Below are 12,662 nucleotides of genomic sequence, written 5' to 3'. Positions count from 1 at the left end.
CGATTCCTGATGCGGAAGCTGGTGTCTTCCATCACGTCGGCTGTGAAGACGTCCTCCTGGCCCTGGGCCCCTCAGGGTCGACGGCCGCGTGCGCCCTCGCTCAGCGGGGCTTCGGCTGCGGCCAGGAACTCCGCGACCTGCGCGTCGATCTTGACCGAGGCATCGGCATCCGAGCGGGTCTGGCCGTGGTTGACGATCACCACGGGGATGCCCGCTCGCACAGCCCGGCGCACGAATCGCCGCGCCGAGTGCACGGTCAGCGAGGTCCCCAGCACCAGCAGGGCCTGAGCGAGCTCGGTCTGATGCCAGGCGGCGGCGACGTCGTCGGGATCAGCGCTCTCGCCGAAGAACACCACGTCCGGCTTGACCACGCCCCCGCAGACCGGGCAGTCCGGCACGCGGTAGGCGTCGCCGGCATAGGCGACCTCGGCATCGGCGTCCGGGGCGAAGTCGATCTCGGCGGGATCCGCCGAGGCCGCTGCGGCCTCGGGGTTCAGCGCGTCGAGCCGATCCGACCAGACAGTCCGTGGGATGAGCGTTGCGCAGTCCATGCAGCGCACGCGGTCGTAGCGCCCGTGCAGGTCGATCACGCAGCGCGAGCCGGCGCGCTCGTGCAGCCGGTCGATGTTCTGGGTGATGACCGCCCGCACTGCTCCGGCGGCTTCGAGCCGGGCAAGGCTCCGGTGCGCGGCGTTCGGCTCGGCGCGCTGCAGGTTCCGCCACCCGATCTGGTTGCGCGACCAGTAGTGCGCTCGGCGCTCGGGCGAGCCCGTGAACTCCTGGAAGCTCATGGGCTGGCGCGGCTGGGCGTCAGGTCCGCGGTAGTCCGGGATCCCGGAGGCCGTGGACATGCCCGCGCCCGAGATGACGAGGGCCTCCCGCCCGGCCAGCTGCTCGAGGGCGGCCGGAAGCCCGGCTTCAAGGCTCAGAGCCTGCGGATCGGGGAACAGGTCCGGCTCATCGCGGGGGCCGTATCCGGCCCGCAGGATGCGGACAGGAGGGCTCACGCGGTGGGTGCCGGCAGCTTGGCCAGCGCCTCGCGATAGCGCTCGACGGGCCTCTGCGAGGTGATCTCCGAGGTGAAGCGGTCGAGCACGATGCCGTCGGCATCGATCAGGAAAGTCGTGCGGCTGGCCATGCCGGTGGTCTCGTCGAACACGCCGAAGGCGCGTGCGGTCTCGCCGTGGGGCCAGAAGTCGGAGAGGAGGTCGAACTCCAGGGACTCCTCGCGACTGAAGGCCTTGAGGACGTACTGGGAGTCCGTGGAGACCGCCAGCAGGAGGGCATCGGCCTCCTGAACCTCATCCATCATGTCCTGCAGCTGGCACATCTCCCCCGTGCACACTGAGGAGAAGGCGAACGGATAGAAGACCAGCGCCACGGGCCGGCCGAGGTGCTCAGCGAGCGTCACGGCCTCCCCGTACTGGTTGTTCAGCGTGAAGTCGGGCGCGAACTGTCCGATCTCGATCATGGGTCTCACCTCGCCGCATCCGGGATCGGCCGAGACGGCCGACTCCGGTGCAGATCATCGTGGGTCTGGGGGTCCGTGCAGCGGCGCGGAGGCCGCCTGCTCGTCAGTGATTGCGCTTGGGCGCCAAGCGCAGCGCGGTCCAGTCCTCGCTCACGCCTGCACGCGAGGTGGTGTGCAGTCCGGCCGTGGAGCTCGAGGACTCGACGTCCGCGGGGCTGACATGGCCGTCGCGACCGGGCTTGGGCGTGAGGAGCCAGACGGCTCCACCGGTGTCGAGCTGCGTCTGAGCGTCGACCAGCGCGTCGATGAGGTCGCCGTCTCCGTCGCGCCACCACAGCAGCACGGCATCCACGACATCCTGATCGTCCTCGTCGAGCATCTGCGACCCGATCAGGTCCTCGATGCGATCCCGCAGATCGAAGTCGACGTCGTCGTCGTAGCCGAACTCCTGCACGATGGCGTCCACAGGCAGCTTGAGCTCGCTCATCGCGTCGTCTGCGGCGGCCTTGGCCTCGCCCACGTCACTCTCCTTCACCGGGCCCTCCCGCCGGGAGGTGCACCGAAAGACATGCCGCTCAGTCGCGGCCAGTTGTGCTGCCGGATCGCAGGACGCGGTCCGGCCCTCGACGCAACACAACACCTGTTGGCCGCTGCGTGCAAGGCGACTGGCAACCAGAGCCCGTCATTGGCGCTGCCAGCGAACCCGTGACGACGGCTGCGAGCCCACCCGGCCCGACTGTGACCAGAGACGCATGGCAAGTCCCATGACAGGAGGTCAAGGCGTGGACGCACGAGACGGCAGAATGTTGGATGATGGTCTGAGGACTTCCGGCGGGGCGCGCCCCACCATCCGGCGCAGCTGCCGCCAGGACCGCCGCCGCACTCGACGAAGAGAGGTTGATCGTGGCATCCGAGAGCAACAATCACATCCTGAGCGGGCTCACCAGCCAGCTGACCGACTCCAACACGGAGGAGACGGAGGAGTGGGTCGAGTCCCTGAGGGACCTCGTGAAGACCCAGGGCACCGAGCGCGCGCAGTACATCATGCGCGCCCTCCTGCAGGATGCGGGCGCCCAGGGCGTCGGCGTCCCCATGGTCACCACCACCGACTACATCAACACGGTGCCCGTCGACCAGGAGCCGGACTACCCCGGCGACGAGGAGATCGAGCGCCGCTACCGCGCCTACATGCGCTGGAACGCCGCGATGATGGTCCAGCGCGCCCAGAAGCCGGAGATCGGCGTGGGCGGGCACATCTCGTCCTTCGCCGGCGTGGCCACGCTCTACGAGGTCGGCCAGAACCACTTCTTCCGCGGCCCGGATCATCCCGGCGGCGGCGACCAGATCTTCTGGCAGGGCCACTCCTCCCCCGGCAACTACGCCCGCTCCTACCTCGAGGGCCGTCTCAGCGAGGAGGACCTGGACGGCTTCCGCCAGGAGAAGACCAAGGAGGGCCATGCGCTGTCCTCCTACCCGCACCCGCGCATGATGCCGGACTACTGGCAGTTCCCGACCGTCTCCATGGGCAACGGCCCCATGGACGCGATCTACCAGGCCCAGTTCAACCGGTACCTCGAGAACCGCGGCATCAAGGACACCTCCGAACAGCACGTCTGGGCCTTCCTGGGCGACGGCGAGATGGACGAGCCCGAGTCGCGCGGCGTGCTGCAGGCCGCCGCCAACGACAAGCTCGACAACCTGACCTTCGTGGTGAACTGCAACCTGCAGCGCCTGGACGGCCCGGTGCGCGGCAATGGCAAGATCATCCAGGAGCTCGAGGCGTTCTTCCGCGGTGCCGGCTGGAACGTCATCAAGGTCATCTGGGGCCGCGAGTGGGATGAGCTGCTGAAGAAGGACAAGACCGGCAAGCTCGTCCAGATCATGAACCAGACCCTGGACGGCGACTACCAGACCTACAAGGGCGAGTCGGGCGCGTTCATCCGCGACCACTTCTTCGGCCAGACCCCGGAGACCAAGGAGCTCGTCGCGGACCTGTCCGACGACGACCTCTGGAACCTCAAGCGCGGCGCGCACGACTACTTCAAGATCCATGCCGCCTACAAGGCCGCCATGGAGTTCAAGGGCCAGCCGACCGTCATCCTGGCGCAGGGCGTCAAGGGCTACGGCCTGGGCCCGCACTTCGAGGCCCGCAACGCCACGCACCAGATGAAGAAGCTGACCGTGGAGGACCTCAAGGCCTTCCGCGATCACCTGCGCATCCCCATCGAGGACGAGCAGCTCGAGGACCCGTACGACGCCCCGTACTACCACCCGGGCATGGACTCCCCCGAGATCCAGTACATGCTGGAGCGCCGCAAGGAGCTCGGCGGGTTCCTGCCCGAGCGCCGCCACGAGCAGAAGGAGATCACCCTTCCCTCGGACAAGGCCTACGCCTCGGCCAAGAAGGGCTCCGGCAAGCAGCTGGCCGCCACCACCATGGCGCTGGTCCGCACGCTTAAGGACCTCATGCGCGAGAAGGACTTCGGGCACCGCATCGTGCCGATCGTCCCGGATGAGGCCCGTACGTTCGGCATGGACTCGTTCTTCCCCACGGCCAAGATCTACAACCCCAACGGGCAGAACTACATGCCGGTGGACCGCGAGCTGATGCTGTCCTACAAGGAGTCCGCACAGGGCGTGATCCTGCACCCGGGCATCAACGAGGACGGCGCCACGTCGCAGTTCCTGAACGCGGGCACCTCCTACGCCACTCACGGCGAGGCGATGATCCCGTTCTACCTCTTCTACTCGATGTTCGGCTTCCAGCGCTCCGGCGACGTCTTCTGGGCGGCCGCCGACCAGCGGGCGCGCGGATTCATCATCGGCGCGACCGCCGGGCGCACCACGCTGACCGGCGAGGGCACCCAGCACGCGGACGGCCACTCCCCGATCCTGGCGAACACCAACCCGGCCGTGATCACCTACGACCCGGCCTACGGCTACGAGATCGCCCACATCGTCAAGCGCGGCATCGAGCAGATGTACGGCACCGCCGATGAGGATCACGACGTCATGTACTACCTCACGGTGTACAACGAGCCGATCCAGCAGCCGGCCGAGCCGGAGGACGTCGATGTCGAGGGCATCCTCAAGGGCATCTACCACCTGAAGGCCTCCGAGCAGGAGGGCCCCCGCGCCCAGCTGCTGGCCTCCGGCGTGGCCGTGCCCTGGGCGCTCGAGGCCCAGAAGCTGCTGGCCGAAGACTGGGGCGTGTCCGCCGACGTCTGGTCGGTGACCTCCTGGACCGAGCTGCGCCGCGATGCCATGGCCGCGGAGAAGGACGCGTTCCTGAACCCGTCGGAGGGCGTGCGCACGCCGTACGTCACCCAGGCGCTGGCCGGTGCCGAGGGCCCGATCATCGCCTCGACGGACTACGCCTCCGAGGTCCCGGACATGATCCGCCAGTACGTCCCGAACGATTTCGCCACGCTGGGCGCGGACGACTTCGGCTTCGCGGACACGCGTGCCGGTGCCCGTCGCTGGTTCCACATCGACTCGCACTCGATGGTGGTGCGCGCTCTGCAGATGCTGGCCAAGCAGGGCGAGGTCGACTCGGACGCCCCGCAGAAGGCGATCGAGAAGTACGACCTGCTCAACCCGAACGCCGGAACCTCCGGCAACGCGGGCGGCGACGCCTGATCAGCTCAGGCGACGGCAGTCGGCAGGAGGCCCGGGGCGCTCGCCCCGGGCCTCCTGTCGTATCCTGGCCGTCATGGCGAAGGACACCTCGACGGACTCCGATTCCCGCTCCGGCGGCGCGCTGCTCGGCGGGAGCCGGTGGATCCGCGGCGCCAAGTCGACCGGCGGCAGGTCTGCGCGCTCGTCCCGACGCAGCGCGTGGCGCGCTGAGCCCATGCCGGGACGCAAGACCCTCGACCGGGTCCGCGCCAACGTGGCGCCGCTGTCGGATGTGGCGATCGACCGGCTGGGCGAGGACCTGCCCTGGTTCGCCGAGCTGCAGCCCAAGGACCGCTCCGAGCTCGGGCTGATGGCCCAGCGCGGCATCGCCGGCTTCGTGACCTGGTGCGAGGATCCGGAGGACGAGAAGTTCCTCCTCACGATGTTCCGCGAAGCGCCCACGGATCTCACCACCGCGATCTCCCTGCACCAGGCCCTGCAGGTGCTGCGCGTAGTGGTCGACGTCGTCGAGGACCGGGTCCCCGAGCTGGCCACGGGAAGCGACGCCGCCGTCCTGCGCGACGGCGTCCTGCGCTTCTCCCGCGACATCGCCTTCGCCGCCGCCGACATCTACGCCCGTGCCGCCGAGAACCGCGGCTCCTGGGATGCCCGCATGGAGTCCGTCGTCGTCGACGGCCTGCTCAGCGGCGAGCGCAGCGAGACCCTGCGCTCCCGCGTGGCCGCCCTGGGCTGGGACTCCAAGGGCCCGGTCACGGCTGTGGTCGGCAGCAGCCCAGAGCAGACCAGCCCGGCCGTGGTGGCCCGCATCCGACGCGTGGCCACCCGGCACGCCTCGGATGCGCTCGTGTCCATCCAGGGCGATCGCCTCCTGCTGATGCTCGCGGACATGCAGCGCACCGACCGCGCCCTGGCCCGGCTCGCCGCCCTGTTCGGCCCCGGCCCGGTCGTCTACGGGCCGGAGGCCGACTCGCTGTTCTCGGTGGTCGCCTCCTCCGAGCCGGCTTCCGCCGGGCTCGAGGCAGCCCATGCCTGGCCCGCCGCCCCGCGCCCGGTGCACTCCGAGGAGCTGTGGCCAGAGCGCCTGATGACCGGGGACCTGCTGGCCCGCGCGGCGATCGTGGAGCAGATCCACGCGCCGCTGGCGGCCTCGACCACCGGGCTCGAGGAGACCCTGTCGACCTACATCTCCGTGGGCCACTCCCTCGAGGCCACCTCGCGCGAGCTCTACGTCCACGCCAACACCGTGCGCTACCGCCTGCGGCGGATCACTGACCTCACCGGCTGGGATCCGCTCGTGCCCCGCGACGCGTTCGTGCTGCACTGCGCGCTGGTGGCCGGCCGGCTCGCCTCCAGCTCCGCCGCGCGCAGCGGCCCCGGCGCAGCTGGAGGCCCCGCACAACCGTCCCGACCGGCGCGCCGGAGCCCGGGCGAGGCGCCGTCGCAGGCCTTGTAGGGAGTCGACAAAGCTCCGACGGGGCCTTCGTGCGAGCCGCAGGTCGCTGCGCGTTCCCCGATCTGGTGGAATTCACGGGTGATTGCGATCCTCTGCCCAGGACAGGGCGCCCAGAAGCCAGGAATGCTCGCCGAGTGGCTGCCGTTGCCCGGCGTGCGGGAGCACCTCGAGCGGCTCTCCCGCGGTGCCGACCTCGACCTCATCCACTACGGGACCGAGGCCGATGCCGAGACCATCAAGGACACTGCGGTCGCCCAGCCGCTGATCGTGGCGGCCGGGCTGGTGGCCGCGCGCCTGCTGCGCAGCGAGCTCGACGGCCGCGACGACCTCCTGTTCGCCGGCCACTCTGTCGGCGAGATCACCGCCTCCGCCCTGGCCGGCGCGTTGAGCGAGGACGACGCCATGAGCTTCGTGCGCACCCGAGCCACCGCCATGGCCCAGGCCGCCGCCGCCACGCCCACCGGCATGTCCGCGGTCCTCTCCCCGCAGGAGGACGTCATCCGCGGGGCCATCGAGGCCGCCGGACTGACCCCGGCCAATGCCAACGGCTCCGGGCAGATCGTCGCCGCCGGCTCGCTCGAGGCCCTCGAGGCCTTCGCCGCGAACCCGCCGGAGCGCTCGCGCGTGGTCCCGCTGAAGGTCGCCGGCGCCTTCCACACCGACTACATGGCTCCTGCCCTGGAGCCGCTGCGCGAGCTCGCCGGGTCGCTGTCTCCGCAGGACCCCGCCTCGGACCTGCTCTCCAACCGCGACGGCCGGGCCGTCGCCTCCGGGCAGGCGAACCTGGAGTCCCTCATCGAGCAGGTCTGCCGCCCCGTGCGCTGGGACCTGTGCATGGAGGAGATGAAGCGCCGCGAGGTCACCCAGCTCATCGAGCTGCCGCCCGCGGGTACGCTCGTCGGACTGGCCAAGCGCGCCATGCGCGGCGTGCCGGCCGTGGCCGTGACCTCGGCCGAGGCCCTCGAGGACGCGCGCAGTGCGCTGTCCTGAGCCTGCGGCCGCGCATCGGTCCACCCACTACTTCCAGGAGACGCCCGCATGGTGACGCTGAACCAGTACACCCCGACCGCCCATTCCCGCATCCTGGGCCTGGGCGCCTCCCGACCGGATGTCACCGTCACGAACGACGACATCTGCCAGTGGATCGAGTCCTCGGACGAGTGGATCCGACAGCGCACCGGCATCGTCACCCGCCACCGCGCCGATGAGTCCACCAGCGCGCTGGACATGGCCCTGGAGGCCTCGCGCGAGGCGCTCGAGGCGGCCGGGATCCAGGGCTCGCACCTCTCCGCGGTGATCGTCGCCTCGATCTCGCATCCGTACCAGACCCCGTCCATGGCCGCCGTGCTCGCCGATCAGCTGGGCGCCACGCCCGCTGCGGCGTTCGACGTCTCGGCGGCCTGCGCCGGATACTGCTACGGCATCGCCCAGGCCGACGCCCTGATCCGCTCGGGCATGTCCGAGCACGTGCTGGTCGTGGGCGTGGAGAAGCTCTCCGACGTCATCGACAACGGCGAGCGCTCGATCAGCTTCCTGCTCGGCGACGGCGCCGGCGCGGCCGTCGTGGGCCCCTCGCAGACGCCCGGGATCGCCCCCACCGTGTGGGGCTCGGACGGCTCCAAGGCCGAGGCCATCCGCATGACGCACCCGCTGACGGATCTGCGCCTGATCGATCAGGGGCAGCCGCGGCCCTTCCGCGCCGATCTGGCGGACAAGGAGACCGGCGAGATGCCGGCCGACGCCCCGCTGTCGCCGACCCTGCGCCAGGACGGGCAGACCGTGTTCCGCTGGGCCTCCTTCGAGGTCGCCAAGCGGGTCACCCAGGCGCTCGAAGCTGCCGGGATCGGACCCGAGGATCTGGGCGCCTTCATCCCGCACCAGGCCAACATGCGGATCATCGACCAGATGGCCAAGGTGCTGAAGCTGCCCGAGTCGGTCGTCATCGCCCGCGACATCGCCGATGCCGGCAACACGTCGGCGGCCTCCGTGCCGCTGGCCGCCCACCGCCTGCTCAAGGAGCACCCGGAGCTGTCCGGCAAGCCCGCCCTGCAGGTCGGATTCGGCGCCGGACTCGTGTTCGCCGCCCAGGTGGTGATCCTGCCCTGAGCCCTCCGCTGCAGGCCTCGTGCCTGCAGCCAGCGGCTCCCCCGCCTTCCGATCCGCAAGCGGCCGACGACCTCCTCCCGATGAGGCAGTTCGTTCGAGGATCGGGCTCCACGCTCAGCGGCCAGCCCGCCCGTAGAGTTGAGACCGCAGTGACAACGTAGATCGCCGGGTTCGCACCGCGAGCCGGAGATCACCGGTCGGCGACCGCCGACCGACGCGATTGGGAACGGCCCTCTCGAGGGCCAGACGAAAGGAAGACAGCATGGCGAGCAAGGAAGAGATCCTGGCAGGTCTGGCCGAGATCGTGAACGAGGAGACCGGCCTGGAGACCGAGGCCGTCCAGCTCGACAAGAACTTCACCGAGGACCTGGACATCGACTCCATCTCGATGATGACCATCGTCGTGAACTGCGAGGAGAAGTTCGAGGTGACCATCCCGGACGAGGAGGTCAAGAACCTCAAGACCGTTCAGGACGCCGTCGACTTCATCGACAACGCCCAGGGCTGATCGGCCCACCGGAACCGCAGGCCGAGCGCGCCGCCGCCCCGTCGTGCCACGGCACGGCGCAGGCGGCGCGCCGGCCGCGGACTCCCGGCCCCTCCACCCCTGAGATCAGGAAGCAGCAGCGCACATGACCCGTAAAGCAGTAGTCACCGGACTCGGAGCCACCACGCCCATCGGCGGCACCGTCCCCGAGCTGTGGCGCAACGCCCTGGCCGGAGTCTCCGGTGTCTCCGCGATCGACGCCGAGTGGCTCGAGCTCTACCCCACGAGCTCGCGCATCGCCGCCTCCGTCTCGACCCCCGCCTCCGAGGTGCTCTCCCGCGTGGAGGCCAAGCGCCTGGATCCGTCGGGGCAGCTGTCCCTGATCTCCGCCCGCGAGGCCTGGGCCGACGCCGGCTTCTCCGGCGCCGACGCCGAGCTCTCCGATGAGGTCGATCCCGAGCGCCTGGCCGTCGTGTTCGGCACGGGCATCGGCGGCGCCTGGACCCTGCTCGATGCCTGGGACACCATGCGCGAGCGCGGTGTCCGACGCGTCATGCCCATGACCGTCCCCATGCTCATGCCCAACGGCAACTCCGCCACGATCGGCATGGCTCTGAAGGCCCGCGCCGCCGCCATCACCAGCGTCTCCGCCTGCGCCTCCGGCACCGAGTCCTTCTACCAGGGGCTCATGCTCATCCAGACCGGCAAGGCCGACGTCGTCGTGGTCGGCGGCGCCGAGTCTGCCAACCACCCCGTGAACTTCGCGGCTTTCGGCGCCATGCAGGCTCTGTCCACCCGAAACGACGAGCCCGAGCGGGCCTCCCGTCCGTACGACATCGACCGCGACGGCTTCGTCATGGCCGAGGGCGCCGGTGCGGTGGTCATCGAGTCCGAGGAGTTCGCCAAGGCCCGCGGCGCCCGCATCTACTGCGAGCTCGCAGGCGCTGGCCTCAGCGCCGATGCCCACCACATCACGGCCCCCGATGACACCGGAGCCGGTGCGGCCCGCGCTGTGCGAGAGGCGCTGCGCGAGGGGGATATCGCCCCCGAGGACGTCATCCACGTCAACGCGCACGCGACCTCCACCCCCAAGGGCGACCTCCCGGAGGCCACCGCCATGCGGGCGGCGCTGGGCGATGCGATCGACGGCATCCCCGTCTCGGCGACCAAGTCCATGACCGGGCACATGCTCGGCGGCTCCGGCGCCGTGGAGGCGATCCTCACGATCAAGGCGCTCACCGAGCGCACCGCGCCGCGGACCATCAACCTGGACAACCAGGATCCCGCGATCGATCTCGACGTCGTGACCGAGCCGCGTGAGCTGCGCTCCGGCGACGCGGCGGCCCTGTCCAACTCGTTCGGCTTCGGCGGTCACAACGCCGTGGTGGCCTTCCGCTCCGTCTGAGTCGGCTTCTGCTGCCGGGACGATGCCCGGAAAGCATCGACGGCCCCGCACCTCGAGGTGCGGGGCCGCAGTCGTCGAGTGGCCTTGCAGCGTGATTCAGCGGTGCTCACTCATTCAAGTGGTGCGGCAGTGTGCGTCCGACGCCCCGAACGCACATTCCGACGCCACTCGATTCGGCTGCTCACGCGCAGGAGCCACTCGATAGTGGGGAGGCGGAGGGGCTGTTCGTTCCGGGTGAGGGATCAGCGGCCAGGCGTCAGGTCCCGCAGAACAGGCCCGCGAGGCCCGGGAGTCTCAGGAGACCCGGTGGAGCCAGCGGACGGGGGCGCCCTCGGCGGCGAGGCGGAACGGCTCGAGCTCCTCGTCCCAGGCCTCGCCCAGAGCCAGCGAGAGCTCGTTGACCACCAGGGCGGGGTTGCCGTGGGAGTTCTCGAAGGCGTAGCGGATGCGGTCCTCGCAGACCACCACGTTGCCGGCGGCGTCGGTGGTGGCGTGGAAGACGCCCAGGTCAGGGGTGAAGGACCAGCGGGATCCGTCGGCTCCGGGCGAGGGCTCCTCGGTGATTTCGAAGCGGATCTTCCCCAGCGTGCGCAGGGCAGAGGCCATCAGCGCGCCGGTCCCGGCCGGTCCGGCCCAGGTGAGTTCGGCGCGCAGAGTACCGGGCTCCGCCTCCTGGGCGGTCCAGTCCAGTGCGGTGCGTCCCCGCGCGAGCGCCTCGAGCGCCCACTGGATATGAGGGCACAGCGCCTGCGGGGCGGAGTGGATGTGAAGCACTCCCCGCGTGATCGTGGTCGACATGACGTGTCCCTCCGACGTGTAGGTGCGTCTTCCCCAACGACCTTCACGAGTTCCAGAAGCGACAAGGACCCTTCAGCCCGCGTCTGCCGATGCGGTCCGATCGGGGAGGATTCGAGGCCTCCGGGATCGTCCCGCGATGAAATTCTCTGTCCTGCGGCGCCCCACCGTGCTGATGGATTCGAGGTCATCAGACATAGGAGCAGTCTCATCCTTCTCGATCGATGACTCTGCCGTCAACTCGGCGGCGAAGTGTACGACGGACTCCGACGTCATAAGGACGTCGATGACACCGCGCTTCGGCTCCGCGAGGGGCTCAGGCCCGGGGATGAGCCTGCTGGAAGGCGGCCCCCAGCCGGTCGACCGAGACGTGCGTGTAGATCTGGGTGGTCGACACGGACTCGTGGCCGAGCAGCTCCTGGACGCTGCGCAGGTCGGCGCCGCCGTCGAGCAGGTGGGTGGCCGCTGAGTGCCGCAGCGCGTGGGGGCCCCGGGCGGCAACGTCCGGGCGGGCCGCGAGCTCCCGATCGACGATCTCGCGGATCTGCCGGGTGCCCAGACGACCTCCTCGGGAGCCGAGCAGCAGAGCCGGGCCGCTGGCCGGGGAGCTCAGCTCAGCGCGCCGGCTCAGCCATTGCTCGAGCGCGGCATCGGCCGGCGCGCCGTACGGGACGACGCGCTGCTTGTCGCCCTTGCCGGTCACTCGCAGGGTCCGGCGCTGCCGATCCAGGTCATCGACATCCAGGCCGGACAGTTCCGCGACGCGGACGCCGGTGGCCCACAGCAGCTCGACGATCACCAGGTCGCGGGAGGCCAGCGCCCGGTCCCGCTCCGAGGACTTCGCGTCCTGGGCTCGGGCGGCGAGATCGTCGAGGATCGCCTGCAGGTCGCCGGCGCCCACGACCTCGGGCAGGTGGGAGCCGCGCCGAGGCGCCTTCAGGCGCAGGGTCGGGTCTGAAGGCGTGCGCCCGGTCGCGGTGGTCCACCCGAAGAAGGTGCGCAGGGCGGAGGTGCGACGAGCCAGCGTCGACGCCGAGGCCCCGCGCGCATGCAGCTCGGCCAGCCAGCCGCGCAGCACGCTCAGGTCGATCTGCTCCACCGCAGCTTCCCGACGACGGGCCCACGCCAGCAGGAGCTCGAGATCGGCCGTGTACGCCGTGATGGTGGCCTCGCTGCGCGAGCGCTCGAGGCGCAGGTGCTCGCCGAACTGCGCGAGCAGCCGGGACTCGGCCTCGGTGGAGTCGTCAGCCGCTGAGTCGTGCGGTGCGGCGGGGGGCGGACCGGCGTGGGACATGCCTCCGATCCT

Annotated in this window: 11 protein-coding genes; 6 read left to right on the top strand and 5 right to left on the bottom strand. The window is 70.2% G+C overall.

Annotated features, from left to right (window positions below):
- Window positions 1-71: 71 nt before the first annotated feature.
- The 3 genes from JOE55_RS12190 to JOE55_RS12180 all read right to left on the bottom strand — a co-directional run bounded on the left by JOE55_RS12190 (window position 72) and on the right by JOE55_RS12180 (window position 1,991).
- Complete coding sequence (locus JOE55_RS12190; protein ID WP_204783056.1) at window positions 72-1,007, bottom strand: Sir2 family NAD-dependent protein deacetylase; 936 nt, start codon at window positions 1,005-1,007, stop codon at window positions 72-74.
- Entirely contained in the window at window positions 1,004-1,471 is a 468-nt protein-coding gene (locus JOE55_RS12185) for a peroxiredoxin (RefSeq protein WP_006215105.1), read from the bottom strand. The genes JOE55_RS12190 and JOE55_RS12185 overlap by 4 nt, the downstream gene beginning before the upstream one ends.
- 103 nt (window positions 1,472-1,574) lie before the next feature.
- Window positions 1,575-1,991, bottom strand: coding sequence for a DUF3052 domain-containing protein (locus tag JOE55_RS12180; protein WP_204783303.1), 417 nt, complete (start codon window positions 1,989-1,991; stop codon window positions 1,575-1,577).
- A 383-nt stretch (window positions 1,992-2,374) separates the two neighbouring features.
- Between JOE55_RS12180 and aceE the strand changes: the two genes are divergently transcribed.
- The 6 genes from aceE to JOE55_RS12150 all read left to right on the top strand — a co-directional run bounded on the left by aceE (window position 2,375) and on the right by JOE55_RS12150 (window position 10,561).
- On the top strand, window positions 2,375-5,110 hold the full coding sequence (aceE, locus tag JOE55_RS12175) for a pyruvate dehydrogenase (acetyl-transferring), homodimeric type (protein ID WP_204783055.1): 2,736 nt from the start codon (window positions 2,375-2,377) through the stop codon (window positions 5,108-5,110).
- Between the two features lie 73 nt (window positions 5,111-5,183).
- On the top strand, window positions 5,184-6,563 hold the full coding sequence (locus tag JOE55_RS12170; protein ID WP_024290701.1) for a PucR family transcriptional regulator: 1,380 nt from the start codon (window positions 5,184-5,186) through the stop codon (window positions 6,561-6,563).
- Between the two features lie 78 nt (window positions 6,564-6,641).
- On the top strand, window positions 6,642-7,553 hold the full coding sequence (locus JOE55_RS12165) for an ACP S-malonyltransferase (RefSeq protein ID WP_204783054.1): 912 nt from the start codon (window positions 6,642-6,644) through the stop codon (window positions 7,551-7,553).
- Between the two features lie 48 nt (window positions 7,554-7,601).
- A complete protein-coding gene (locus JOE55_RS12160) occupies window positions 7,602-8,669 on the top strand; it encodes a beta-ketoacyl-ACP synthase III (protein ID WP_053447202.1) in 1,068 nt (355 codons plus the stop codon).
- 262 nt (window positions 8,670-8,931) lie between these two features.
- Complete coding sequence (locus JOE55_RS12155) at window positions 8,932-9,177, top strand: acyl carrier protein (RefSeq protein WP_006215098.1); 246 nt, start codon at window positions 8,932-8,934, stop codon at window positions 9,175-9,177.
- 124 nt (window positions 9,178-9,301) lie between these two features.
- Window positions 9,302-10,561: a beta-ketoacyl-[acyl-carrier-protein] synthase family protein gene (locus JOE55_RS12150; RefSeq protein ID WP_024290704.1), complete on the top strand. Its 1,260-nt coding sequence runs from the start codon at window positions 9,302-9,304 to the stop codon at window positions 10,559-10,561.
- 294 nt (window positions 10,562-10,855) lie between these two features.
- Here JOE55_RS12150 and JOE55_RS12145 read toward each other — a convergent pair whose 3' ends face one another.
- Both JOE55_RS12145 and JOE55_RS12140 read right to left on the bottom strand, forming a co-directional pair.
- Entirely contained in the window at window positions 10,856-11,359 is a 504-nt protein-coding gene (locus JOE55_RS12145) for a DUF3145 domain-containing protein (protein ID WP_053447201.1), read from the bottom strand.
- A gap of 313 nt (window positions 11,360-11,672) precedes the next feature.
- Window positions 11,673-12,650, bottom strand: coding sequence for a tyrosine recombinase XerC (locus JOE55_RS12140; RefSeq protein ID WP_082330900.1), 978 nt, complete (start codon window positions 12,648-12,650; stop codon window positions 11,673-11,675).
- Window positions 12,651-12,662 lie beyond the last annotated feature (12 nt).

It is taken from the genome of Kocuria palustris (genome assembly GCF_016907795.1).
In the GTDB taxonomy this organism is placed as follows: domain Bacteria; phylum Actinomycetota; class Actinomycetes; order Actinomycetales; family Micrococcaceae; genus Kocuria; species Kocuria palustris.
This window is presented reverse-complemented; position numbering and strand designations above follow the sequence as displayed.